The following is a 26,205-nucleotide window of genomic DNA, read 5'->3' as shown; positions in this document are numbered from 1 at the left end:
TTCACGTTCTACGTTGTAAAATCAGTATAGGATGCTTTATACTAAGAAGAGAAAATAATCCACTATAGTGGAATTTAAATGTACCAGGAGCGTACCAGAGGTTACTGTCACGAGTGGTTAACAGCTAAAAGAGTGGCATGTAAATAAGGTGCCGCAGATTTTGTTCCTCAACATTTTATAGGTTTGAATCTAAATTTGAATCTAGAACAGGAAAATTTAATTGCGGAGCTTCATTCGTGAAGTGGGATTGGTTTGGTGTTTGTAGACCGATCGTTGTGAGGAGGATGGTTATGGAAGAAGGAAAACTGTACCGACAATTGCGCAAAGAGCGCGGCTATACGATCGCTCAAGTGGCGGATGAACAAAACAGTCGCTCGTTTATCAGTAAATTTGAGCAAGGTGCTTCAAGTATCAGTATTCATCGATTGGAACGCTTATTAGAAAATATCCATGTCACAGTGGAGGAGTTTTATTATTTGCGTACGCAGCAAAAGGGCGTAAAAGGTCACGACAACCTGATGAGCTTTCCCAGCTATATGACGAGCGAATTTATGGATTTACTGGATCGAATTTTAGGGATCAACAAAGAAGCTTATTTGAGTAACGCCCACGCCCAGAGAAGCAAAGAAGGGCTGGAGGAAATGCGTAGCGAGCTGATCGCCGCTTCCAAACAGCATTCTTTTGTTTTTCTGTACCTTGAGATCACAAAGGAGATACATGAAATCAATCTCTCAGGTCCTAAACCCGATCACTCTTCTGGCGACTATATGGAAAAGCTACGCACCAAAACCCGCCCCGTCATTTCCTACCTTACGAAAGTAGACAACTGGGGCGTTTATGAGATTTTGCTGTTTCGTTATTTTCAATTCTTGTTTCCTGTCGAAACCTCCTATCACTTACTGCAGATCGCTATCTCTCGCACAAAAAAAGAACAAGGTTTGTCCTTGATGCGAGAAATTCAAATGGATTTGATTTTTAGTTGTTTTACGACGTTTGTCAATTTTCGCCGCCTGGAGTGGGCAAAAGAGGTGTTGACCATTGCAGAGGAATTATTGGCAGATCGCGGAGACATGCTAAACAGTACGCATCTTCTTTGCTATCAAGGATGGTACTGGTATATTTATGGCGATCAAGAAAAAGGACTGTTGAAAATCGATCAAGGGCTTTCGATCTTTCGCGTCTTAAAACAAACCAAAATGGTTAAATTATGGGAGCGATCGTTGCACTCCATCAAGAAAAATGCGGAAGAACCCAACAGTTATCTTATGTTTCGCTAAACGCTCTAAGGGCTAACGGGCTAGGCATTGCTCCCCGAATCGAAGGGGATCTAGCGGGTAATGGATGCTAAGACCACTAGAGCGAACAACTGCGGAACCTGAGCACAAAAAAGAACCAAACTCACCGATCATTGAGGGACACCCATAAGTCAGCTGTTGCTCTAACTTAAGGAGATCGCCTCAAAAAGACGAGTTGGTTCTTTTTCGATTAGGTTTCTGGTGGTTGATCCATGAGTTGGCGTTGGTTGTCCAAGACTTGCTTTTTGGCTACTTGTTTCTGGTAAAGCCAAGCAAACAAGATAAACAATGCGATGCAGCCAAAGAACAAGCAAACACCGATAACAAAGCCTTGCGGTAAGAAGGAGAGTTCCAAGTGATGGGTGCCACTTGGGATCGTCACACTGATAAAGCCATCTTGAAAGGCCGTGATTGGGACTTCTTTGCCGTCAAGCGTAGCAGTCCAGCCCTTGTCATAAGGGATGGTTGTTACAAGCTGCTGCTCTTTTTCAGTCGTGATGTCGGCTTTGGCACTGCGTTTGCCGACAGTCATAGCGACCCCTCGTTCTTGGATCGCATCAATTGCTTGTTGGTAGGCGTTGGTATCCAAGGTCACGACTTGCGGGTTTTGGAAGGAGATTTCAGGCGTTCCGTAGAAGCTGACGGTGAATTGAACCGTCGTATCGGTCTCATAATGTCCTAAGTCGTAGTATTGACCGTTGATACTGATTTGCGTTTCTCGCTGCTGACCGTTGACTGTCACGGTGGCAGATGAGCTTTCCAATTCCCCAAAGTTGGCAGGGAAGAGACTCAAGTATGCTTGCGAGTTCGCTGGAACCTCCACTTGCCAAGTCACTTCTTTTGCGACATTGCTTTCTTGTTCGGTAAATTTCATATACATGCCGTCATTGGTGATATCTGTATTTTTACTATGGATCACCGTGATCGGCTGAAAGGCAAAATACTCTAAATTTAAATCGGCCAAGCCATTGAAAAGATTTTTCTGGCTCGTCAAGTTGTCGCTTTGCGGCTGTTCAATCGATTCGATGGTCGGTTCAGCCAAGAAACCTAGCGGTAACGCATTTTGATTTTCATAGAGCTTGTATTCACCAGATTCTCCGACTCGTTGAAAGCCGTATTTGGTGAGATTTGGCTTGGAGATATTGTATTTGATTCCTGTAAAAGCATCCATCAGCAAGGTATTATTCGGATAGCGGATATTTAAATTGGTGCCGCGAGACCGAAAGCCCAGCTTATCCAGGTAGCTTGAGGAATTGCGGTTACGAATTGAAGAAAACATGCTGACCCCGCTGTAGCCATAATTGATACTGTCGTTGGAAGAAACAGGATCAAGGTTTTCTAATCGGAAAAAGGTATCATTGTCTTCGTTGGCTTGAGTGACTAGTTTTTTGATGTCCGGATAAGGTTCTGTATACAAACTACGAGAAGCATAGTTCCAATCATTCAAAATTCCGCGAACCATGCCGCTGGTATTGACGGCCATTTCTCCGCAGACGAAGATCAGCATCAAGATCGTCACTCGTTTTTGTGTTAAAAGACCTAATTGCCCGAACCCAATACATAACAAGTAAAGAACAAAGAATATGATCGTTAGCGCAAAAGAAGTAGCGGAAACATATTCATAGGTTCCAGGCCCTTTCAATGCGTAGGAGAGGGCAAATACCACGATCGTAGAAAGACCAATAATGAGAAACAATCCGCGATCTTTTTGCTGCAGCTGCTCCCATCCGTATCCCGCCAGCATGATCACTAAGAAGGAGAACAAATAGGCATAACGGAAAAGGAACATATTTGGGGCATGCATCCCGTGCCAAAAAAGATTCATCGGCACGATATAAAAACTGGCGATCAAAACAGCAAACATGCCAGCGTATAAGAATTTATCTTTCCAGCGGATTTTCTTCGAAACAAAATATAAAATACACAACAGCAACGGCAATAAGCCGATATAGATGAAGGGAATGGAGCCGTATTTTGTCGTATCGTAAACACCGATCATGTTTTTCATCACGAGATCAAAGACATCGGTGGCTTCGGTTTTAAAGGAAGAAATCGTCGTCAATTCTTCCCCGTTCGACCGCAAATCTAATAAGGCAGGTAAGATGATCACCATTGAGGCGCCGCCAGCTAACAAAGAGGTGATGCCGTAAGGAATGATCGCCCCCCGAGCTTGCTTCCAGTTGCGACCCAATTGAACCAAGAAATACATCACGGAAAAGAGACCGATCATAAAGCCCATGTAAAAACTGGATAAAAATAACAGCAGATAACTGATAAATAACACGACTGGTTTTTTCTTTTTCACTAACCGGTCAATACCTAAAATCACTAGCGGTAGATAGATCATGGCATCAAGCCACATGATCAGTTCCGAATGGGCGGTGATGAAGGACATCAAGGCATAACAGACGGCTAAGGTCACATGCTGCCAACGTTGGATCTTAAAGGTTTGGCTGGCATAGAACCAAAACGCCAAGCCCGCACTGCCGATTTTGATCAAGGTTAAAAAGTACAGCGCATCTGGCATTAGCTGATTTGGGAAAAATAAGACGAGGGGAGTGAAGATTCCCCCTAAATAATAGGAGATCAATGCCAGATAATTTAAGCCTAAAGAGGCGTTCCATGTATAAAAGATACTTTGCTTGCCTAAGAGCATATTGCGAAAGCTGGCATGAAAGTTTGAGAATTGCGAAAAGGCATCACTGGCTAAGACACTGCGGCTGCTGCCAGGGTAGATGCCGATGGTCAAATAGATCACTGCCATGATAAGAAACGGCAAGAAGAAACTAGCAAGCATATAAGGCCAATGTTGTTTGGCAAATGTTTTTATTTTCGTCACAAGAAGTCACCTGTTCTTTATCAATTTTTTCTTAGTTTACCACAGGTGAATCGATTAAAAAAACAAAGACCTGTTTTCTTTAATGAAAACCTAAGTGAAAGCGCACCAAAGAAAAAAGGGTACAAAAAAAGCCGTTCAAAACGAACGGCCGAAAAGGTCTAATTATACGCGCTCAACTTTTCCAGATTTCAAAGCACGAGTTGACACCCAAACTTTTTTAGGTTTTCCGTCAATCATAACGCGAACTTTTTGCAAGTTAGGTTTCACAGTACGTTTTGTCGCATTCATTGCGTGAGAACGATTGTTTCCACTTGTAGTTTTACGTCCAGTAAAGTAACAAACTTTAGCCATGTGGTTATTTCCTCCTTTGCCTTGATGTTGGAGCGCTATTTCAGCTCATACCATCTGAGTTTATCACAGAAAGGTGAAAAAAGCAAGAGTAATTTTCAAGAAACATTGACTTTTCCCGGTAAACATTGTAAATTAAACAAGGTCGAAATGCAAGACGTTTGGTCAGAAAGCCCCTTTTCATATGTCTCATCCTTTTATTTGCGGTACAGCTATGATAAAATATGTAAGAAGAAAGATGGGTCATGCCCATTGAAGGAGGCTATAAAATGGCTGTAAAAATTCAAACCTCATCAGGTATTATTGAAATCAGCAATGAAGTCATTGCAACAGTGGTCGGAGGCGCAGCAACAGATGTGTTCGGCATTGTTGGTATGGCTAGCAAGAAACAAATCAAAGATAACATCAATGAAATTTTACGAAAAGAAAATTATTCTCGCGGTGTCGTTGTCCGCCAAGAAGAAAACGGCATTGCAGTGGATGTATACACGATCGTCAGCTATGGAACAAAAATTTCCGAAGTTTCCCGCAACGTGCAGGAAAAAGTGAAATACAACTTAGAAACGATGCTAGGTGTATCTGCGAACTCGGTGAATGTATTTGTTCAAGGCGTACGTGTACTGCCAGATTAGGCAAGGGATCCGTTCATGGCGGATGATTTTAAGGAGGACTATCTAAGTGAAGGTAACGAATATCAGCGCAAGTCAGTTTCAAGAAATGGTGCAGGCAGGCGCGGCTCGTCTACAAGTTAATGCAGAGTTTGTCAACTCATTGAATGTGTTTCCTGTTCCAGATGGAGACACCGGGACAAACATGAATCTATCCATGACCAGTGGAGCAAAAGCTGTCGCAGATGCGACTTCAGAAAACGTCGGCGATCTTGCCGCTACACTTTCAAAAGGACTATTGATGGGCGCACGTGGGAATTCCGGCGTCATTTTGTCTCAATTATTCCGCGGTTTTTCTAAAGCTATCCCGACCGCAGAAACACTCACTGCACCAGAATTGGCTCAAGCCTTTACTCATGGAGTAGAAACCGCCTATAAAGCAGTCATGAAACCTGTGGAAGGAACCATCTTGACTGTGGCACGCATCTCAGCTGAATATGGCGAGAAAAAAGCACAAACTACCGATGATTGTATAGAAGTGATGAAAGCCGTGGTTCACGGCGCAAAACGTTCATTGGCGAAAACCCCTGATCTATTGCCCGTCTTAAAAGAAGTCGGCGTGGTAGATAGCGGCGGTCAAGGATTGTTGTTCATTTATGAAGGCTTCTTAAATGCGTTGACGGGTGAATACCCGGCCGATGAAATCTTCGAACCTTCCCCAGCGGCTATGGACGAAATGGTCAATGCCGAACATCATCGCAGCGTTCAAGGGCACTTAGCGACAGAAGATATCACCTTTGGTTACTGTACAGAAATCATGGTGAAGATCGGTGAAGGTCCGACTGTAGATAGTGAATTTGATTATGAAACATTCCGTAATTACTTAAACGAGTTAGGGGATTCCTTATTAGTGGTCAATGACGATGAGATCATCAAAGTCCATGTCCATACGGAACATCCCGGCGAAGTTATGAATTATGGTCAAAAATTCGGTTCGTTGGTGAAAATCAAAGTCGATAACATGCGTCTTCAGCACGAAACGATCTTGGAACACGATCAGCAAGAAGCAAAAACTGCACCAGTAAAACGTCCGCGGACACCATTTGCGATCATCGCGATCGCGGCTGGCGAAGGCTTGAAAGAATTGTTTACTAGCCTAGGCGCTTCTTATGTCATCAGTGGTGGCCAAACGATGAACCCAAGTACAGAAGACATTTTGGTGGCAATCAATGAAGTCAATGCTGATCAAGTGATCGTATTACCGAACAACAAAAATATCTTTATGGCTGCGCAGCAAGCAGCGGAAGTTTCCGAGATTCCAGTAGCGGTTGTTGAAACACGGACGATCTCTCAAGGGATGACGGCGATGCTAGCCTTCCACGAGCAATCCACACTAGCTGAAAACCAGCAAGCGATGACTGATGTCTTAGCAAGTGTTGTCAGTGGCTCAGTGACCCATGCGATCCGTAATACATCAATTGATGGCATCGAAATCACAGAAGGCGACTTCTTAGGAATGGTGGACGGCAAAATCGTTGTTTCTGTTCCCGATCGTTTCTCTGCTTCTATGACTACCTTAGAAAAAATGATCACAGAAGATACTGAGATCGTCACCATCATTATCGGTGAAGAAGGCAAAGCCAAAGAAGCAGCGAAAATCGAAGAAGCGATCGTTGAACTGCATCCTGAGATCGAAGTAGAGATCCATCAAGGAGATCAGCCGGTTTATCCATATCTTTTCTCAGCAGAATAAACAAATTAGGCGGCGGGGGCAAAAATCGTAGATGATTTTTGGCTCCGTCTTTTTCTATGAATGCAGGAACCCCTACAATGAATCAAAATCACTTTTGGAAAAGGAGGGTACCTATGCTGAATCAGCCACTTACGGTATTAAAGGGTGTCGGAGAAAAACGCGCCCAAGACTTGGCGAGTTTAGGGATCGAAACCATTGAAGACCTGCTGAAGTATTATCCGTTTCGTTATGAAGACATTCAAGAACGGCAATTAGCGGAGATTCAAGACCAAGAAAAAGTAACGATCAAAGGGATCGTCGTTTCCCCGCCGGTCGTCAATCGCTTTGGCTATAAAAAAAGTCGGTTGCAATTTCGCATGATGCAAGACCACGATGTCTTTAATGTCTCCTTTTTCAATCAGCCTTATTTGAAGGACAAAGTAGAGGTTTCAGAAGAGATCGCCGTCTATGGCAAATGGGACGCCAAACGCAAAGGACTGACGGGGATGAAGATTCTTGGCAGCAAAAGCGGCGAAGACTTTGCCCCCATTTATCATGTCAATAAAGCCGTGCGTCAAAGTGTGTTGATCGAACTGATCAAACAGGCATTCCTTGATTTTGGTGATCAAATCACAGAGATCTTGCCTTTGTCATTGATTGAAAAATATCGCTTGTTGGATCGGAAATCCGCGATGTTTGCGATGCACTTTCCTAAAGATCCGCAAGAGAGTCATCAAGCGAAGCGTCGGGTGATTTTTGAAGAGTTCTTTTTGTTCCAAATGCAGATCCAAGGACTGAAGAAAAGCGAAAAAGCCGAGAAAAACGGCTTGGCGATCGATTATGATGTGCAACGCTTGAAAGAGTTTACTCGTAAACTGCCCTTTGAATTGACGAATGCGCAAAAGCGCGTGACCAATGAAATCTGCCATGACCTGAAAAGTCCGCAGCACATGCAGCGACTCTTGCAAGGAGATGTAGGAAGCGGGAAAACAGTCGTGGCGGCGATCGCCCTCTATGCCACGATGACGGCTGGCTTTCAGGGCGCACTGATGGTGCCGACTGAGATTTTGGCCCAGCAGCACCTAGAAAGCTTGAATCAGCTCTTTGACCCCTTAGAAGTGACCACCGCTCTTTTGACAGGCTCGACCAAACCAAAAGAACGGCGAGTCATCTTAGAACAATTAGCAGCCGGGGAGATCGACATCATCGTTGGGACCCATGCGCTGATTCAAGAAGGCGTGGACTTTGCACATCTTGGCTTAGTCATCACCGATGAACAACACCGTTTTGGAGTCAATCAGCGAAAAGTCTTACGGGAAAAAGGCTATCTGCCTGATGTGCTCTTTATGACCGCCACACCGATCCCACGTACGTTAGCGATCACGGCTTATGGCGAAATGGATGTTTCGGTGATCGATGAAATGCCAGCAGGACGGATTCCTGTAGAGACTCGCTGGGTCCGTCCGCCGCAGTTTGAATCGATCTTAGAGTGGGCGCAAAAAGAATTGGCACAAGGGCATCAGATGTATGTCATCTGTCCTTTGATCGAAGAATCCGAAATGCTGGATGTCAAGAATGCCACGGAGATTTATGAGCAGCTGCAAAGTTACTTTTCTCCTACTTATCAAGTGGGAATGCTGCATGGGAAAATGAAGAATCAAGAAAAAGACAGCATCATGGAAGCTTTCAAAGAAAATCAACTGCAGATCTTGGTTTCCACGACGGTCATCGAAGTAGGGGTCAATGTCCCCAATGCGACAGTGATGCTGATCATTGACGCCGATCGCTTCGGGTTAGCCCAGCTTCATCAATTGCGTGGACGGGTAGGGCGCGGTGCTGATGCTTCTTACTGTATATTGATCGCAAACCCGAAGAATGAGACAGGGGTCGAGCGAATGAAGATCATGACAGAAACCACCAACGGCTTTGTAGTCAGCGAAAAAGATTTGCAGTTGCGAGGACCAGGAGAAGTCTTCGGCAATCGACAATCGGGCTTGCCAGAGTTTGCGGCTGCCGATTTGGTCGCGGATGCCCATATTCTAGAAGTGGCACAAGTCGAAGCTGCCCAGCTTTGGCAAAAAAATGGCTGGCAGCTGTTGCCAGAATTTTCGGCATTGGCGAACTATTTGGCAGCAAAAAAAGCAGACAAACAATTTTTTGATTAAAGAATATGCTATACTGATTGGGAAAATGAAGGGAGTGGCAGCGAGATGCGGATTGCTGTTGATGCAATGGGCGGAGACAACGCCCCAAAAGCGATCGTAGAAGGAGTCATGCTGGCAAAAAAAGACTTTCCAGAGATTGAATTCCTCCTTTACGGAAAAGAAAATGAAATCAAAAAATACATGACGGATGATAAAAATGTCACCATTATCCACACGGATGAAAAAATCAATAGTGATGATGAGCCTGTCAAAGCGATCAGACGAAAAAAAACCGCCTCAATGGTCTTGGCAGCACAAGCGGTCAAAAATGGTGAGGCAGATGCGATTTTTTCAGCTGGAAATACTGGTGCCTTATTAGCCGCTGGTTTGTTTATCGTCGGTCGGATCAAAGGGATCGACCGTCCCGGATTGATGTCCACGATGCCAGTGATCGGCAAAGATGCTGGCTTTGACATGCTGGATCTAGGTGCCAATGCCGACAATAAACCAGAGCATTTGGCAAACTATGCCGTCTTAGGGTCCTTTTATGCCCAAAAAGTTCGCGGGATCAATCGACCACGGGTCGGCTTGTTAAATAACGGAACGGAAGAAACCAAAGGCAGTGAATTAACGAAAAAAGCCTTTGAACTGCTTTCGCAAGACCCGACGATCCACTTTATCGGCAATGTCGAGGCTCGGGAATTATTGGATGGTGCAGCTGACGTCGTCGTGACAGATGGCTTTACTGGAAATGCTGTTTTGAAATCGATCGAAGGAACCGCCTTGAATTTGATGGCGCTGTTGAAACAATCGATTCTCGATTCTGGTGCCAAAGGGAAATTAGGCGCATTATTATTAAAAGATGCGTTGCGGAAAGTGAAAAATGAAATGGATTATGCGAAACACGGCGGTGCCGTATTGTTTGGGTTGAAAGCCCCAGTCATCAAAACCCATGGTGCGACAGGACCAGAAGCGGTGGCGTACACCATCAAGCAGATCCATACGATGTTAGCGACAGATGTCGTGGCACAATTGGTCGACCATTTTGAAGAAATGCCGACTGACAAAGACGAAACGCAATCATAATGCAATGATTGTAATGAAATTGCAAAAATATCTAGACAAAAAGCATAGAAAGCAGTACAATGTTTGTTAGCCATTCTATGTTTTGTGCAAACGCGTGGAGGTGAAGCCAGTTGACACGAGATGAAGTATTCAAGAAAGTTGCGGTCGTGATCGCCAATCATTTTGAAATTGACGCAGAGAACGTAACGGATACGATGAGCATTAAAGACGACTTGAACGCTGATTCGATCAGTGTGATGGAATTCGTCCTTGAACTAGAAGATGAATTTGGTACCGAGATTTCTGATGAAGATGCCGAGCAGATCGAAACAGTCGGTGGAGCGGTTGATTATATTTCAAGCCATCTTGCTTAAGACAGACATAAGAGCTAAGTCCTAGATGACTTAGCTCTTTCTTTCTCATAATTGATCCGCAGTGATTTTGAGCGGCTTTTCTTTGGTAGTGAAATCTAAAAAACGGTCGTTAAACCTGACATGACGGCGTTGAAAGCATAATGTAAATTTTCTGAAAATTCAGTGTATTAACTTTTCTGGGACTTGCATTATTGGTGGCATTTCTATATAATTATTAAGAATATATTATACAATGTTAAGAAAGCTTTTGGAAATGAAATGCATGTTCCTTCTTTTTTTACATTAAATTGCAAGACATCTTAGAAAGTAGAGAGGGGTATTCGATTGTCCAGAGATAATCAATTACTAGATGTTCAAAACCTTCACACAGGTTTTCGTATTAAAGACGATTACTATGACGCAGTAGATGGTATTTCTTTTACACTGGATCGCAATGAGATCTTAGCGATCGTAGGAGAATCTGGTTGCGGCAAGAGTACGTTAGCTACAACGATCATGGGGCTGCATGACCCAAACAACACGAAAATCACCGGAGAAATCTTATATAAAGATTTAAACTTGTCAAACTTAAACGAAACGCTGTACAACAAAATTCGCGGAAATGATATTGGGATGATTTTCCAAGATCCATTGTCTGCACTGAATCCTTTGATGCGGATCGAAGATCAAATCAAAGAAGGGTTATCCTACCATACGGATATGACCGCCGAACAGCGTCAAGCACGAGCATTAGAATTATTAGAACAAGTGGGGATTCCCAATCCACCGCGAGTAGGACGTCAATACCCTCATGAATTGTCTGGTGGGATGCGTCAGCGGGTCATCATTGCGATCGCGATTGCTTGTAAACCACCAATCATTATTGCGGATGAACCAACGACCGCGTTGGACGTGACGATCCAAGCACAGATCCTTGATCTACTAAAAGATTTGCAAGAAGAAACACAGACGGGGATCATTTTGATCACCCACGATTTAGGTGTCGTAGCAGAGATGGCCGACCGAGTAGCCGTGATGTACGGGGGTCAGTTTGTGGAAGTCGCAACAGCCGAAGAGTTGTTTGCCAATCCGAAACATCCGTACACCCGCTCATTGCTTAACTCGATCCCTCAAGAAAATTCACAAGACAGTGAACTGCACGTGATCGAAGGCGTAGTTCCTTCATTGAAAAATATGCCACGGACGGGTTGTCGGTTTGCCGCACGGATTCCTTGGATTCCTGAAAGCGACCACGAAGCAAACCCAGTCTTGCATGAAGTAGCACCTGATCATTTGGTCCGTTGCACATGCTACAAGCATTTTCATTTTAGAGACGAAGAAGGAGAAGTGTAGATGACAGAATTAATTACAATTAAAGATCTGAAAGTCCACTATCCTATTCGCAGCGGATTTTTCAACCGCGTCACAGACCATGTGTATGCCGTTGACGGTGTGGACTTCATCATAGAAAAAGGAAAAACCTACGGATTGGTTGGTGAGTCTGGTTCTGGTAAATCCACGACGGGGAAAGCCATCGTTGGGTTAGAAAAAATCACCAGTGGCGAAATCATTTATGACGGGCAAGACGTGACCAAACGTTCCGTCCGCAAAAAAATGAACTACAACAAAGATGTCCAAATGATTTTCCAAGATTCAATGTCCAGCTTGAATCCTAAAAAACGCGTGGTAGACATTATCGCCGAACCATTACGCAACTTTGAACGCTTAAGCGATCAAGAAGAGAAAAAACGAGTGAAAAGCCTTCTGGATATCGTTGGGATGCCAGAAGATGCCCTATACAAATATCCTCACGAGTTCTCTGGTGGACAACGTCAGCGGTTAGGGGTTGCCCGCGCGGTAGCATCCAATCCAAAACTGATCGTCGCCGATGAGCCGGTTTCAGCCCTTGACTTATCCGTTCAAGCGCAGGTACTGAACTTTATGAAACGGATCCAGCAAGAATTTGGCTTAAGTTTCTTATTCATCTCTCATGACTTAGGGGTCGTAAAACACATGTGTGACAATATCGCCATCATGTATAAAGGCCGCTTCGTTGAGATCGGGACACGGGAAGACATCTATCAAGACCCGCGTCACATCTATACAAAACGTTTATTATCAGCGATTCCTCAAATCGACGTAAAAAATCGCGATGCTCACAAAGAAAACCGCCGCAAGGTCGAGTTGGAATATGTGACCCATCAAAAAGATTACTACGACGAAACTGGCAGAGTGTATGACTTGCGTAAAATCACCGAGTCGCACCAAGTCGCATTGAAAAACGGGGGTGCTGAATAATGTGGAAAACAATTCTACGTCGTTTGTTGTTGATGATCCCGCAAGTCATTATTTTGAGTATCTTGATTTTCTTGATCGCACAAGCAATGCCTGGGGATCCATTTACCGGTTTGATCAATCCAAACCAAGATCCAGCTGTTATTGAGCGGATGCGTGAAGCCGCTGGTTTGAATGACCCATGGTATACCCAATATTTCCGTTGGATCGGAAATGCCTTAAAAGGGGACTTTGGTCAAAGTTTCATCTTTAAATTACCTGTTTCAACGTTATTAGCAGGACGTATCAGCAATACATTGTGGTTATCTTTATTGACGGTCATTTTGACTTACGTGATTGCCATTCCTTTAGGGATGTGGGCAGGACGTTACCAAAATTCATTGCTTGATAAAGTCGTCGTTGTTTACAACTTCTTCAGTTTCGCCGTACCGTTGTTTATCTTTGCGTTGATCGCATTGTTCATCTTCGGTTACCGATTGGCTTGGTTCCCAACGGGTGGTTCCGTTGCACCGGGGGTCAGCGGCATGGCTGAGTTTTGGAGTCGCTTGTATCACCTACTATTACCGGCGATCACTTCTGCATTATTAGGAACAGCAGTGACGATCCAATACTTGCGAAGTGAAGTCATTGATTCGAAATCATTGGATTTCGTTCGTACCGCTCGTTCAAAAGGGGTACCAACGAATAAAGTCTTCTCACGTCACGTTTTCCGGAATGCATCGTTGCCGATCGCATCACAAATGGGCTACGAGATCACATCATTGATCGCAGGTTCTGTGGTTATTGAGAAAATCTTCGCTTACCCAGGTGTCGGAAAACTGTTTATCGATAGTATCGTCCAACGGGACTATGCCGTGATCACTTCACTGACATTGATCTTAGGACTAGCGACCTTGATCGGTACGCTGCTGTCAGATATCATCATGAGTATTGTCGATCCAAGAATCAGAATCCAGTAATAGGAGGGGATAAATGTGTCTGAAAAGAAAGAAAAAGTACTAAAACAAGAGAGCATCCCGCCTATGGGATTAAAAATGATTTTTCGCGAATTCTTAAAAGATAAAATGGCGATCTTTTCATTAGTGTTGTTAGTCGCAGTTTTATTGTTCGTGTTTATCGGCTCAGCAGTTATCGACCAATCACAAGTGATGCGTGTCAGCATCCTTGATAAATACGCTGTACCCGGCGCGATTTCGCCCAACGGCGGCACCTACCTTTTAGGGGCGGATGAAGGTGGCCGTGATGTTTGGGGACAATTGATCATCGGTGCGCGTAACTCAATCTTGATTGGTTTTTCAATCACGATCATTACGTCGATCGTTGGGGTCGGACTAGGGATCATCTCAGGTTACTATGGTGGCATCATTGATAACATTTTGATGCGTATTGTTGACTTCGTTATGATTTTGCCGATCATGTTGATCATTATCGTTATCGTATCGATCGTACCTCGTTACAACGTTTGGACCTTTATATGGGTCATGAGTGCCTTTTACTGGGTCGGAAAAGCAAGGCTCTTCCGAAGTAAGACCCTTTCAGAAGGCCGTCGCGACTATGTTAGTGCATCGAAAACCCTCGGAACCAATGACTTTGTCATCATGTTCCGCGAAATCATGCCGAACCTTAGCTCATTGATCATCACCAACTTAACAATGAACTTTGCAGCGAATATCGGTATTGAAACGACACTAACATTCTTAGGTTTTGGTCTGCCGACCAATGTTCCAAGTTTGGGAACACTGATCGGATATGCCAGCAGCGGTGATGTGCTGGTCAACAGACAGTGGATCTGGTTACCCGCATCAATTCTAATTTTAGTCTTGATGTTGAGTATCAATTACGTTGGTCAAGCATTTAAGCGTTCAGCGGATGCGCGTCAACGACTAGGATAAACAAGGAGGATACAGGATGAAGAAAAATATTTTTGGTATGGTCACTCTTTTGTCAGTGTTAGCATTGGCAGCTTGTGGCAGCAACGGCGGCGGAACCGATTCTTCTGGTGGCGGTAATGCAGCGACAGAGACAGAAGATATCAGCACAATGCCAGTCGAAGTCAGCAATGATGAAGAAGCAATCGAAGGCGGTACATTGGATGTTGCAGTAGTGATGGATACGCAGTTCCAAGGGTTATTCGTACCTGAGTTTTATCAAGACAGTTATGACAGTTATTTCATGGAACCAAGTAATGAAACATTGTTCTTATACGATTCTGACTTCAAAATCGTTGACGGCGGTGCAGCAAATCTTGAGTTAGATGAAGACAACAACACAGCAACGATCACATTACGTGACAACTTGAAATGGTCAGATGGCGAAGATGTTACCGCTGATGACGTGATCTTCTCTTATGAAGTAATCGGTCATAAAGATTACACAGGTATCCGCTATGATAACAACTTTACCAATATCGTTGGTATGGAAGATTACCATGATGGCAAAGCTGATACTATTTCTGGTATCACCAAAGAAAGTGACAAAGTCGTTAAAATCCAATACAAAGAAGTTCACCCAGGTATGTTGCAAGCTGGTGGCGGAGTGTATGAATCTGCTCTACCAAAACATGCATTTGAAGGTATCGAAGTCAAAGATATGGAATCAAGCGATCCAGTTCGTAAAAATCCAGTTGTCTTTGGTCCTTATGTAATGTCAAATATCGTTGCGGGAGAGTCTGTTGAATACGTACCGAATGAGTACTACTACGGCGGCGCACCTAAAATGGATAAATTATCATTTAAAGCTGTTCCTTCAGCATCAATCGTAGAAGGATTGAATGCAAAACAATATGACGTTGTTTATTCAATGCCAACAGATACGTATCCAACCTACAAAGATGTAGATGGCTACCAAATCTTAGGTCGTCCTGAACAAGCATACACTTACCTAGGCTTTAAATTAGGTACTTGGAATGAAGAAGAAAACAAAGTAAACTACAACCCTGAGTCTAAAATGGCGGATAAATCATTGCGTCAAGCAATGGGTTACGCAATCGATAACGATGCTGTCGGAAGCCGTTTCTACAATGGCTTGCGTTCAAATGCAACGACATTGATCCCACCAGTATTCGGCACACTGCACAACACCGAAGTAGAAGGCTACACATTGAACATCGACAAAGCAAATCAATTACTTGATGATGCTGGCTACAAAGATGTCGATGGCGATGGCATGCGTGAAGACAAAAATGGTGAGAAATTAACCATCAACTTTGCTTCAATGTCAGGTGGCGAAACGGCTCAACCATTGTCTGATTACTACATCCAACAATGGAATGAAATCGGACTTGATGTACAATACACAACTGGTCGCTTGATCGACTTCCAAGCTTTCTATGACAAGTTGAAAAACGATGATCCTGAGATCGATGTCTTCCAAGCAGCATGGGGAACTGGTTCAGATCCTTCTCCAAGCGGACTTTACGGCCCGAACGCAGCATTCAACTACACTCGTTTTGAATCTGAAGAAAATACAAAACTTCTAGATGCAATCGACTCAAAAGATTCATTTGATGATGCAAAACGTAAAGAAGCATTTGATGCTTGGCAAGAGTATGCAGCAGACGAAGCGTTTGTTATCCCTACTCTTTACAGAAACCAAGTAATGCCTGTTTCAAACCGTGTCAAAGACTTCTCATGGGCTTATGACATTGACCACAACAGATGGGCAACAGTTTCAGTTACAGCTGAATCTCGTTAATCAATGATCGATGAAAAGACGTCCTTTCCAGGACGTCTTTTTTTCCTGTTTTTTTGCGGGTATCTTAGGAAAACAGGCTTTTTTATACAGGAGAAGATTAAGTAAATAAAATTTTATTACAGTCTTTCCAAGAATTTGGAGGAAACATTTCATAATTCGGCAAAAACCAGTATAATAGGGAAGTGTCGATAAACTAATGAAGGAATGTGACAAATGAATACACAATTAACGAAAGAACTAAAAGAAAAGTTTGATATTGTGTTCCATGATGTAGATCTGCTTGAACAAGCGTTTACGCATTCATCTTATGTGAATGAGCACCGCAACTTGCACTTGTCAGATAACGAACGTTTAGAGTTTTTGGGCGATGCTGTCTTAGAGTTGATCGTTTCACGGTATTTGTATCGTGAATTGCCAGATCTGCCCGAAGGTAAGCTGACGAAGCTACGGGCGGCAATCGTTCGCGAAGACAGTTTATCCATGTTTGCCAAAGATTGCCGATTCGATGAATACATTCGTCTAGGCAAAGGGGAAGAAAACTCTGGCGGTCGTAAACGACCTTCTTTGCTTTGTGATCTATTTGAAGCCTTTTTAGGTGCGTTATACTTGGACCAAGGACTGGAAAGTGTCAGCGGCTTTTTGACGAAAGTTGTCTTTCCAAAAGTAAAAGCAGGTGCTTTTTCCCATGAGATGGATCACAAGACCCGCTTGCAAGAAGTCTTGCAGCGTGGCGGCGATGTTTCTATCAATTATCGTTTGATCAAAGAAGCAGGCCCCGCCCATGAACGGATTTTTTGGACGGAAGTCTATTGCGATGATACCTTGATCGGAAAAGGACAAGGAAAATCGAAGAAATTATCAGAACAGGACGCCGCTGCGAATGCCTTGGCGGATCTTGAACAGTAAGAGAGGACTGGCGGAGTGTATTTAAAACGAATAGAGATTGCCGGCTTTAAATCCTTTGCCGACCGCACAGTCATTGATTTCGAACATCGAGTGACTGCAGTCGTCGGACCAAATGGCAGCGGCAAGAGCAATATTACCGAAGCGATTCGTTGGGTTTTAGGAGAACAATCTGCCAAAAATCTACGTGGTGGCAAAATGCCTGATGTTATTTTTGCAGGTTCTGACACCCGCAGAGCGCTAAATATAGCGGAAGTGACGATCGTTTTAGACAATAGCGATCATTACTTGCCGATGGATTACAGTGAGATCAGCGTGACTCGCCGCTTGAGAAGAACCGGCGAAAGCGACTTTTTCTTAAATAAACAAGCTTGCCGCTTAAAGGATATCCAAGAGTTGTTTATGGACTCTGGGTTGGGGAAAGAATCATTTTCGATCATTTCCCAAGGCAAGGTAGAAGCAATTTTCAGCAGCAAACCAGAAGACCGTCGTGGAATTTTTGAAGAAGCGGCGGGGGTATTGAAATACAAACAGCGGAAAAAGAAAGCCGAGCAAAAATTGTTTGAAACGGAAGACAATTTAAGCCGTCTACAAGATATCATTTATGAACTAGAAGATCAGTTGGTGCCTCTGGCAGCCCAAAGTGAAGCAGCCAACCGCTTTTTAGCGTTAAAAGAAAAATTGACGACGGTCGATGTGGCCTATGCGGTCTTAGAGATCACGAAAGCAAAAGCAGCGTGGGAGACAGCCAAAGCTCAACTGAGTACCTTTAACCAAGAACTGGCGCAGATTTCCGAAAAGATCAACCAAGGGGAACTGTCGCTACATTCTTTACGGCAACAACGTACTGCTTTTGATGAAACGTTGGAGCGTTTGAATCAGCAGCTTTTAGAGGTCACCGAAGGACTGAAGCAAGCCGAAGGGCAAAAAGAAGTCTTGGATGAACGTTCAAAGCATACGCAAAAAAGCTCTGCCGAATACCAAGAAACTTTAGAGGAAGTCACAGAGCGGGTCACACTTTTAAATGAAGAAAAAACGGAACTGATCGGCTTGCTTTCACAAAAGAATCGTAGTGTGCAGGAAGTTGAAGCAGCGATGCTGGCGTGTCAGCAAGAGCAGGAAAAGTACCAACGTTCAGCAAAAGAAATCATTGAAGAATTGCGTAGCCAATATGTCGAAGCCATGCAAGAGCAGGCAACGATCGGAAACGAATTGAAATACTTGGAGCGTCAATACCAGCAAGAAGCCGCGAAAAATCAAACGGCGTTAAGCAAGCAGACGCAAATGAATACGTCGTTGAAAGAAAAGACGACGGAAGCGCAAATCGTGGAAGAACAGCTGACGCAGGCTAAGGCGATTTTAGAAGAACAACGCAAGCAATACATCCATCTTCAAGAAAAAGCTCAGACCAACAAAAAACGCTTTGATGAAGAACAAAAGAAAATGTATCAGTTAATGAGTCAAGTGCAGCAGGTACGAGCGAAACAGCGCAGTCTGCAAGACATTCAAGAAAATTATAGCGGCTTTTATCAAGGCGTTCGCTTGATTTTGAAAAACAAACAGCAGATCAGCGGTATCGTTGGCGCAGTAGCGGAGTTAATCGATGTGCCGCAAGACTATACCGTGGCGATCGAGACCGCATTAGGCGCCGCTGCACAGCATGTCGTCGTTGAAAATGAGCGGGATGCGCGAGCAGCCATCACGTATTTGAAAGAAAATCGAGGGGGGCGTGCAACCTTCCTACCGCTGACGACCATCAAAGCCCGTCATTTGCCAGATTATGCCCGCAATCAAGCCAAGCAAGTGTCTGGATTTATCGGCGTTGCCAGCGAATTGGTCCAGTCGCCCGAACACGTCCAAACTATTACGGATAACTTGTTAGGCAGTATCTTGATTGCCGAAGACTTGCAAAGTGCCAATGCGTTAGCACGGGCATTGAACTATAGCTATCGGGTCGTTTCCTTAGAAGGGGATGTCATGAATGCTGGCGGTTCCATGACGGGTGGCGCAACGAAGAAAAATGCCGGTAGTTTGTTTAGCCAAAGCAACGAGCTGCAACAATTGACGGCACAAGCGGCGCAACTGGATGAGCGGCTTTTAAAAACGGAAAAGCAAGTCCAGCATTTTGAAGCAGCGACCAAAGAAGCACAAGCAGCATTAGAAGAATTGCGGACGCAAGGAGAACAGGCTCGCATGACGGAGCATGAGCTGCAAAGCCGCTTACAAAATCTTGAGAATGACCTGAGCCGCTTGAAGCAAGAGCAGCAAGTGTTTGATTTTGAACATCGCGAAGTGCAAGCCTTCTTTGAGGAATATGATGAGAAGAAGACGAGCTTGGAAGAACAGCAAAAGAATATTGCAGCGCAATTGGCGAAAATCGACCAAGATATTCATCAAATGAATGCCGAAGAAGACTTGATCGAGGAAAAACGCCAAACCTTAGCACAAGAAAGTGCGCGCTTGCAGGCAGCTTTCGCAGTTCAAAAAGAACAAGTGGCGCATTTGCAGCAAAAAATTGCCGCTACGAATCAAGCATTAGAAGAAAACGAAGCGCGTCAACACTCCTTAGAACGGCAGTTAGCTGCCTTGACAAGCAACGTCAGCGATCATGAGTTTTCAGAAGAAAGCATTCTTCAGCGAATTGAAGCCTTCACAAAAACCAAGCATCAGGTAACAGCGGAATTGACGGTGATTCGTGAACAACGTCAAGTCGTTCAACAAGAAATCGGCGCATTAGACGAAGCCCTGAGTGCTGAAAACTTAACGCAAAAAGAAAAGCTGTCAGAAAAAACCGAAGTTGAGATCGAAAAAAATCGCGCAGAATTGGTGATGGATAATCGTTTGTTGTATTTACAAGAAGAATACAATCTCACCTTTGAAAAGGCAGCGCAAGATTTCCCTGAAATTGAGGATGCAGAACAAGCCAAAGTCGACATTCAGGAACTAAAACAAGCAATCGAGCAAATTGGTCCAGTCAATTTAAATGCGATCGAACAATATGAGCAAGTCAATCAACGGCATTTGTTCTTGACTAGTCAGCGAGACGATCTGCTGTCGGCTAAAGCACAGCTGTTTGATACGATGTCTGAAATGGATGAAGAAGTCAAAACCCGTTTCGGCGAAGTCTTCGATGCGATCCGTTTGCAATTCAAACAAGTATTTCCTAATATGTTTGGCGGCGGTCATGCGGAATTAGTCTTAACAGATCCGAAAGATTTATTGAACACGGGGATCGAGATCGAAGCCCAACCACCGGGCAAGAAATTGCAAAACCTCAGCTTGCTATCAGGGGGCGAACGGGCGCTGACTGCGATTGCGTTATTGTTTTCCATTATTCAAGTTCGTCCAGTACCGTTTTGTGTGCTTGACGAAGTGGAAGCAGCATTGGATGAAGCCAATGTCTCTCGTTTCGGGCATTACTTGAGTGCTTTCCAAAATGATACGCAGTTTATCGTCGTAACTCACCGCAAAGGAACAATGGAGGCAGCAGATGTGTTGTATGGTGTGACCATGCAAGAATCTGGAGTGTCGAAGACCGTGTCCGTGCGCTTAGAAGAAGTGCGTGAAGGCGGTAGTTTTGCAGCAGATCAAGCATAGAGGAGGAATGGTATGATTAAACTGATTGCGATCGATTTAGACGGAACGTTATTGAATGATAATAAAGAAGTGACTCCTCGCAACAAAGAGGTACTTGCTCGTGCTAAAGCACAAGGCGTGAAAATCGTTATTTGTACGGGACGTCCATTGCGGGCGATCCGTCCCTATTTAGAAGAATTATCGCTGAAAGAACCCGGCGACTACAGCATCACCTTTAACGGCGGTTTGGTTCAAAAAAATGAGACTGGCGAGATCATTGAAAAAGCAGCGATGCAGCTGGCAGATATCCATGAATTGGTTTCAGTGGCGGAAGACTTGAATTTGCCTCTAGACGTGGTATCAGAAGAGATCGTCTTGAGTTTACCCACTTCAGCAGCGCATCCATCGATTTATGGCTCGTTGAATCCTTTATTGGATTGTCGTCCTTTTGCCGTAGCTGATCTGGATGAATCGATGCTCTATAATAAAGCGGTGATCGCCTACCATCAGGAAGTCTTGGATCCTAAGATCCCTGAGATTTCCTCAGAGATCCGCGAGAAATATGAAATCATCAAAAGCCGGAATAACCTGTTGGAATTTATGCCTAAAGGAATCACCAAAGCTTATGGTATCAGCCTATTGGCGCAAGATTTAGGGATCAAGCAAGAAGAAGTGATGGCGATCGGTGATGAAGAAAATGACTTGCCGATGATTCGCTATGCAGGGATTGGCGTAGCGATGGCCAATGCCGTGCCAATCATTAAAGAGGCGGCTGACGTTGTCACCGTTTCAAACCAAGAAGACGGTGTGGCAGCAGTGATTGAAGAATATGTCTTAAAAGGAGGTGCGTAAGATGGGATTTTTTGACAAAATCAAAAAAGCGTTGATTGGAGAAACCAAAGAAGTAGAGCAAGAAGCCGACAAACCAGTCGTTGATGCTGATTCACCAGAGGATCAGCCTTCAGAAGAAAGACAGCCAGCACAAACTCCTGCTGAACATGAAGCTTCAGAACCAGTGGCACCTGCAGAAGCCGCCGACTCCAGTGATTTGGATGTAGAGCAAGAAACTGCGGAAACTTTTCCACAGCAAGAAGCAACGACAGCGAATAAAGGAGAAGAAGCACCAAGTATTCCAGAAGAAGTGGCTAAGGATACACCATCAGAGGAAGTACCAGCTTCTGAACCAATCCTTCAACCAGCGCCAGAAACGGAAAGTGTGCAGGATAAATACACCAAAGGATTGACGAAATCACGGAAAACCTTTGGGCAACGGATGAACGAATTGTTTGCCAACTTCCGTACGGTGGACGAAGACTTCTTCGAAGAAGTGGAAGAAACCCTGATCGGCGCAGACGTCGGCTTTGATGCGGCGATGAAGATCGCGGATGCATTGAGGCAAGAAGTCAAATTGCGTAATGTGAAGAAAACGGCAGATGTCCAAAATGTCATCATCGAAAAATTGGTTGACCTATATGGGGAAGCGGGTGTCGGTGAAGTCAACGAGTTGAATATGCAGTCAGGGTTGACCGTCATTTTATTTGTTGGCGTGAACGGTGTTGGAAAAACCACCAGCATCGGGAAATTAGCCCACCAATTCAAAGCCGAAGGCAAGAAAGTCTTATTGGCTGCAGCGGATACTTTCCGTGCCGGTGCCATCGATCAATTAGTGGTCTGGGGTGAACGGGCTGGTGTTGAAGTCGTTCGTGGCAATGCAGGAGGCGATCCAGCAGCAGTCGTGTTTGATGCGATGGAGCGCGCAAAACGAGAAAATGCTGACGTTTTATTAGTAGATACTGCTGGTCGTTTGCAAAACAAAGTCAATTTGATGAACGAACTAGAAAAAATCAAACGGATCATTCAACGAGTGGACCCAACGGCCCCTCATGAAGTCCTGCTCGTGTTGGATGCAACAACGGGTCAAAACGCGATGAATCAAGCAAAACAATTTAAAGAAACGACGGATGTTTCTGGTCTCGTCTTAACCAAACTTGATGGAACAGCCAAAGGAGGGATCGTCTTGGCGATCCGTAACGAGCTGCGGCTGCCTGTCAAATTAGTGGGACTCGGAGAAGGCATCAATGATTTAGAACCATTTGATCCAAATGAATTTGTCGTTGGCTTATTCAAAGGCTTGATCAAAGAATAAAAAAACAGAGCCCTGTGTTAGGTGATACACCTACACATGGCTCTCCTTTATTGTTGCTTTTGTGAGATCAAAGGGAAGAGAAAACGGGTCGTCGTCTCTTTCCACGAGCTTGACTTGTGACGGAAAGCTGAGAACACTTGGCGTGGCAAATGTGGGTACAGCGATGCACGACTTTGCCAAAAAATCAGGAAAAGCAGTTTGAAGGCTTCGTTTTCTTCTGCACTGTCTAAAAACTTTGGGAAGTATCAGGCAGAATACAACGAGTTCAACGGTAGGGAAAGTTTATTTCTTAAGTTCCCCTTGGCGCTCAGTGATCATTTTTTCCAAGTTGTTCAATGTATCGATATCTTTATTGGTTTCGATAAAGTTCGTAATCAAGTTCAATAAAGATTGATCAGACAATTCTGCTGCTAAGAAGTCTTCTTGGGTCACATTCGGAGAATACAACCGAGTCAAAACAGTACCGCTGTAGCCGATATCCGCTACTTTCAATAAGTCGTGGTTTTTTAGTTTACGTACGACTGCTTGAATGGTATTCTTGCTTAGATCTTGCTGTTGGACAGCAATGTCATTTGCAGAAAGAGGTTTGTCTGAATTCCAAAAGATATTCATAATTTGACGTTCGCGTTTGGTAAGATTAAGTGGCTTCATTCACTATTCTTCCTTTCAAAAAAGAGTAATATGGACATAATAATTTACTGTTCTATAAGCAGTATACTTTATTTTGAAGGTAAATATCAAATTTATTCAAGTATTTTATAAATTCTTGGTAATTTTAGTAAGAGATATTACAAGTGAGGAGCAAATTTCTGCATTTTTCACCAGTTTTCACTATAATAGATGGAAAGAAATAGCATTTGAGAAAAAATTTAGTAGAAGAACATAGAGGGCAGTCGAATGAAAATAAAAACATTGTTATCACATAAAGAGCTTTTTCCCTATTTATTGAAAGGACGCTACGGGATTGAGCGTGAAGCACAGCGGGTGAGGCTCGATGGGACGTTTGCAGGTACCGATCATCCTAAAACGTTAGGCAATCGACGCTTCCATCCGTATATCCAAACGGATTTTTCCGAAAACCAACTGGAACTGATTACGCCCGTTGCTGATTCCGTGGATGAATTGTTCCGTTTTTTAGGGGCTATTCATGATGTGGCGTATCGTTCGATGTCAGCAGAAGAAATGCTCTGGCCATTGAGTATGCCACCGGCTTTACCAGAAAAAGAAGAAGACATCGTCATTGCTAAATTAGACCAATTTGAAGATGTGCTCTACCGCCGCTATTTAGCCAAAACATATGGTCGCCGCAAGCAAATGGTCAGTGGGATTCATTTCAATTTCGAATTTGCGGAAGACTTTTTGCAGCAGCTGTATGCTTTGTCTGAAACGAAGGAAAGCTTCCAGACGTTTAAAACGGCACTTTATTTGAAAGTAACTCGCAATTATTTGCACTATCGCTGGTTTTTGACGTATTTCTTTGGGGCGACCCCTGCATCAGAAGCCAATTATTTTACGACAGAAAACGGACCGCAAGAACCAGTCCGCAGTATTCGCAATAGCCGTTATGGCTACACGAATCACGAAGACGTCAAGGTATCTTATGCTTCGTTAGAGACCTATCTTGCAGATATTGCCAAATTAGTGGAGACAGGAAAGCTTTCAGAAGAAAAAGAATTTTATGCGCCAGTGCGTTTACGTGGGGGAAAACGGGTCGCAGATCTAGCCTCAGCTGGTATCCGTTATATTGAGTTAAGAAATATCGATATCGATCCCTTTGCCCGCTATGGCATTTCCAAAGAGCAAGTCGCGTTCTTACATTTCTTCTTATTGTTTTTAAGTACAAAAGAAGAAGGTAACAATGCCGATGCGTGGATCGAAGAAGGCAATCAGAAAAATGATCAGGTCGCATTAGAGCATCCCTTAGCGCCATTGACTTATCAGCAAGAAGCGCAAGCACTGATTGCTGAAATGATGGACTTTGCCCAAGCCCTTGAGCTGCCGCATCCGCCATTTTTGGATCAGCTTTCTGAAATGCTGGCTGAACCAGAAAGAACCTTCGCGGGACGTCTTTTCTCAGCAAGTCAAGCAACCAGTCAAGCGCAGACAGCAACATTGCTGGGACAAAAGTATCATCAAGCTGCTTGGGAAAAACCGTATCAATTAGCTGGCTTTCGAGCAATGGAATTGTCGACCCAGATTCTCTTGTTCGATGCGATCCAAAAAGGAATCGAAGTGACGGTACTGGATGAAACGGATCAATTCTTGAAATTAGCCGTGAAAGACCACATCGAATATGTTAAAAATGCCAATATGACCAGTAAGGATCAGTACATCGTCCCATTGATCATGGCGAATAAAACGGTCACTAAAAAAATCTTAGCCGAAAATGGCTTTCATGTACCAAGTGGCGCTGAGTTCGCTTCGGCAGAAGAAGCGATCGCGTTTTATCCTCAGATTGCCCACAGCGGGTTTGTGGTAAAACCGAAAACCACCAACTATGGGATCGGTATCTCGATTTTCAAAGAAGGTGCCTCTTTAGCGGATTATCAAGCGGCGGTCGCCATTGCCTTTGCGGAAGATGATTCGATCCTCGTTGAGACTTTTTTGTCAGGGACGGAATATCGGTTCTTCGTGATCGATGGGCGAGTCGATGCGATTTTACTACGTATCCCTGCCAATGTCGTGGGTGACGGCAAGCGCACGATCACGGAACTCGTCGCAGAGAAAAATCTTGATCCATTGCGCGGCACCCATCATCGGACCCCATTAGAGCTGATCCAATTAGGGGAACTGGAACAACTGATGTTAAAAGAGCAAGGGTATCAAGTGGATTCAGTACCCGAAGAGGGGCAGATCGTTTATTTGCGAGAAAACTCGAATATCAGTACTGGCGGTGATTCTATCGATGTGACGGATGACTTCAACGATGATTACAAACAAGTAGCAGTCGATGCGGTAGCCGCATTACAAGCATCTATCAGCGGAATCGATCTGATTATTCCAGATAAAACCAAGCCAGCCAATGAACCGGGGGCTTATGGAATCATTGAAGCCAATTTCAACCCAGCGATGCATATGCACGTTTATCCATACAGCGGGAAAGGCCGACGCTTAACTATGTCTGTTTTACGCCTGTTGTTCCCTGAAGTTTTCGAGAGCTGATGGAAGTACAAAAAGCAAAGAACTGCACACTTTGGAAGGAGAGTTC

General features: G+C 44.1%; 19 protein-coding genes. 16 read left to right on the top strand and 3 right to left on the bottom strand.

From position 1 onward, the window contains the following. Nucleotides 1-290 precede the first annotated feature (290 nt). The gene (locus P0G38_RS15785; protein ID WP_034878140.1) at nt 291-1,277 is read left to right on the top strand and encodes an Rgg/GadR/MutR family transcriptional regulator; all 987 of its coding nucleotides are present in this window, start codon (nt 291-293) and stop codon (nt 1,275-1,277) included. Between the two features lie 208 nt (nt 1,278-1,485). On the opposite strand, the gene P0G38_RS15780 is transcribed toward P0G38_RS15785, so the two are convergent. Together P0G38_RS15780 and rpmB are read right to left on the bottom strand one after the other, a co-directional pair. Further along, the gene (locus P0G38_RS15780; protein ID WP_275853058.1) at nt 1,486-4,134 is read right to left on the bottom strand and encodes a YfhO family protein; all 2,649 of its coding nucleotides are present in this window, start codon (nt 4,132-4,134) and stop codon (nt 1,486-1,488) included. 162 nt (nt 4,135-4,296) lie between these two features. Beyond that, entirely contained in the window at nt 4,297-4,485 is a 189-nt protein-coding gene (gene rpmB, locus P0G38_RS15775; protein ID WP_003128045.1) for a 50S ribosomal protein L28, read from the bottom strand. Between the two features lie 266 nt (nt 4,486-4,751). Here rpmB and P0G38_RS15770 point away from each other — a divergent pair, with 266 nt between their 5' ends. The 14 genes from P0G38_RS15770 to ftsY all read left to right on the top strand — a co-directional run bounded on the left by P0G38_RS15770 (nt 4,752) and on the right by ftsY (nt 22,997). Next, complete coding sequence (locus tag P0G38_RS15770) at nt 4,752-5,114, top strand: Asp23/Gls24 family envelope stress response protein (RefSeq protein ID WP_005227125.1); 363 nt, start codon at nt 4,752-4,754, stop codon at nt 5,112-5,114. Between the two features lie 46 nt (nt 5,115-5,160). Beyond that, a complete protein-coding gene (locus P0G38_RS15765; RefSeq protein ID WP_005232500.1) occupies nt 5,161-6,843 on the top strand; it encodes a DAK2 domain-containing protein in 1,683 nt (560 codons plus the stop codon). Between the two features lie 113 nt (nt 6,844-6,956). Next, nucleotides 6,957-8,987: an ATP-dependent DNA helicase RecG gene (gene recG, locus P0G38_RS15760; RefSeq protein ID WP_275853048.1), complete on the top strand. Its 2,031-nt coding sequence runs from the start codon at nt 6,957-6,959 to the stop codon at nt 8,985-8,987. A 45-nt stretch (nt 8,988-9,032) separates the two neighbouring features. Continuing rightward, nucleotides 9,033-10,052: a phosphate acyltransferase PlsX gene (gene plsX, locus P0G38_RS15755; RefSeq protein ID WP_086294429.1), complete on the top strand. Its 1,020-nt coding sequence runs from the start codon at nt 9,033-9,035 to the stop codon at nt 10,050-10,052. Nucleotides 10,053-10,162: 110 nt separating this feature from the next. After that, on the top strand, nt 10,163-10,405 hold the full coding sequence (gene acpP, locus P0G38_RS15750) for an acyl carrier protein (RefSeq protein ID WP_005227129.1): 243 nt from the start codon (nt 10,163-10,165) through the stop codon (nt 10,403-10,405). A 324-nt stretch (nt 10,406-10,729) separates the two neighbouring features. Beyond that, nucleotides 10,730-11,737, top strand: a complete 1,008-nt coding sequence (locus tag P0G38_RS15745) for an ABC transporter ATP-binding protein (RefSeq protein WP_005227130.1) — start codon at nt 10,730-10,732, stop codon at nt 11,735-11,737. Then, complete coding sequence (locus tag P0G38_RS15740) at nt 11,738-12,682, top strand: ABC transporter ATP-binding protein (RefSeq protein ID WP_005227131.1); 945 nt, start codon at nt 11,738-11,740, stop codon at nt 12,680-12,682. Next, nucleotides 12,682-13,638, top strand: coding sequence for an oligopeptide ABC transporter permease (gene opp4B / locus P0G38_RS15735; RefSeq protein WP_005227132.1), 957 nt, complete (start codon nt 12,682-12,684; stop codon nt 13,636-13,638). Before P0G38_RS15740 ends, opp4B begins: the two co-directional genes overlap by 1 nt. Before the next feature lie 63 nt (nt 13,639-13,701). Then, nucleotides 13,702-14,571 (top strand): ABC transporter permease, encoded by an 870-nt coding sequence (locus P0G38_RS15730; RefSeq protein WP_153883525.1) that lies wholly within the window; start codon nt 13,702-13,704, stop codon nt 14,569-14,571. A 16-nt stretch (nt 14,572-14,587) separates the two neighbouring features. Next, a complete protein-coding gene (locus P0G38_RS15725; RefSeq protein ID WP_086294430.1) occupies nt 14,588-16,372 on the top strand; it encodes an oligopeptide ABC transporter substrate-binding protein in 1,785 nt (594 codons plus the stop codon). Between the two features lie 213 nt (nt 16,373-16,585). Further along, nucleotides 16,586-17,278 (top strand): ribonuclease III, encoded by a 693-nt coding sequence (gene rnc / locus P0G38_RS15720; RefSeq protein ID WP_005227136.1) that lies wholly within the window; start codon nt 16,586-16,588, stop codon nt 17,276-17,278. A gap of 15 nt (nt 17,279-17,293) precedes the next feature. After that, nucleotides 17,294-20,872 (top strand): chromosome segregation protein SMC, encoded by a 3,579-nt coding sequence (gene smc / locus P0G38_RS15715; RefSeq protein WP_275853035.1) that lies wholly within the window; start codon nt 17,294-17,296, stop codon nt 20,870-20,872. 12 nt (nt 20,873-20,884) lie between these two features. Continuing rightward, nucleotides 20,885-21,703 carry a Cof-type HAD-IIB family hydrolase gene (locus tag P0G38_RS15710; RefSeq protein WP_074535386.1) on the top strand — a complete coding sequence of 273 codons (819 nt, stop codon included), beginning with the start codon at nt 20,885-20,887 and terminating at the stop codon, nt 21,701-21,703. Nucleotide 21,704: 1 nt separating this feature from the next. Beyond that, entirely contained in the window at nt 21,705-22,997 is a 1,293-nt protein-coding gene (ftsY, locus tag P0G38_RS15705) for a signal recognition particle-docking protein FtsY (protein WP_275853032.1), read from the top strand. A gap of 282 nt (nt 22,998-23,279) precedes the next feature. On the opposite strand, the gene P0G38_RS15700 is transcribed toward ftsY, so the two are convergent. Continuing rightward, entirely contained in the window at nt 23,280-23,648 is a 369-nt protein-coding gene (locus tag P0G38_RS15700) for a BlaI/MecI/CopY family transcriptional regulator (RefSeq protein ID WP_005227140.1), read from the bottom strand. A gap of 246 nt (nt 23,649-23,894) precedes the next feature. On the opposite strand from P0G38_RS15700, the gene gshAB reads away from it, so the two are divergent. Further along, nucleotides 23,895-26,159 carry a bifunctional glutamate--cysteine ligase GshA/glutathione synthetase GshB gene (gshAB, locus tag P0G38_RS15695; protein WP_275853028.1) on the top strand — a complete coding sequence of 755 codons (2,265 nt, stop codon included), beginning with the start codon at nt 23,895-23,897 and terminating at the stop codon, nt 26,157-26,159. Nucleotides 26,160-26,205 lie beyond the last annotated feature (46 nt).

The sequence above is a fragment of the Enterococcus casseliflavus genome (assembly GCF_029215545.1).
In the GTDB taxonomy this organism is placed as follows: domain Bacteria; phylum Bacillota; class Bacilli; order Lactobacillales; family Enterococcaceae; genus Enterococcus_D; species Enterococcus_D casseliflavus.
Note: the sequence above shows the minus strand (reverse complement) of the source record. Positions and strands in the feature narration are given on the sequence as shown.

What these genes read in the sequence shown, in the direction of transcription:
- P0G38_RS15785 (WP_034878140.1), top strand. Translation starts at nt 291, where the DNA reads ATGGAAGAAGGAAAACTGTACCGACAATTGCGCAAAGAGCGCGGCTAT.
- rpmB (WP_003128045.1), bottom strand. Translation starts at nt 4,485, where the DNA reads ATGGCTAAAGTTTGTTACTTTACTGGACGTAAAACTACAAGTGGAAAC.
- P0G38_RS15770 (WP_005227125.1), top strand. Translation starts at nt 4,752, where the DNA reads ATGGCTGTAAAAATTCAAACCTCATCAGGTATTATTGAAATCAGCAAT.
- recG (WP_275853048.1), top strand. Translation starts at nt 6,957, where the DNA reads ATGCTGAATCAGCCACTTACGGTATTAAAGGGTGTCGGAGAAAAACGC.
- plsX (WP_086294429.1), top strand. Translation starts at nt 9,033, where the DNA reads ATGCGGATTGCTGTTGATGCAATGGGCGGAGACAACGCCCCAAAAGCG.
- P0G38_RS15740 (WP_005227131.1), top strand. Translation starts at nt 11,738, where the DNA reads ATGACAGAATTAATTACAATTAAAGATCTGAAAGTCCACTATCCTATT.
- opp4B (WP_005227132.1), top strand. Translation starts at nt 12,682, where the DNA reads ATGTGGAAAACAATTCTACGTCGTTTGTTGTTGATGATCCCGCAAGTC.
- P0G38_RS15730 (WP_153883525.1), top strand. Translation starts at nt 13,702, where the DNA reads ATGGGATTAAAAATGATTTTTCGCGAATTCTTAAAAGATAAAATGGCG.
- P0G38_RS15725 (WP_086294430.1), top strand. Translation starts at nt 14,588, where the DNA reads ATGAAGAAAAATATTTTTGGTATGGTCACTCTTTTGTCAGTGTTAGCA.
- rnc (WP_005227136.1), top strand. Translation starts at nt 16,586, where the DNA reads ATGAATACACAATTAACGAAAGAACTAAAAGAAAAGTTTGATATTGTG.
- P0G38_RS15710 (WP_074535386.1), top strand. Translation starts at nt 20,885, where the DNA reads ATGATTAAACTGATTGCGATCGATTTAGACGGAACGTTATTGAATGAT.
- ftsY (WP_275853032.1), top strand. Translation starts at nt 21,705, where the DNA reads ATGGGATTTTTTGACAAAATCAAAAAAGCGTTGATTGGAGAAACCAAA.
- P0G38_RS15700 (WP_005227140.1), bottom strand. Translation starts at nt 23,648, where the DNA reads ATGAAGCCACTTAATCTTACCAAACGCGAACGTCAAATTATGAATATC.
- gshAB (WP_275853028.1), top strand. Translation starts at nt 23,895, where the DNA reads ATGAAAATAAAAACATTGTTATCACATAAAGAGCTTTTTCCCTATTTA.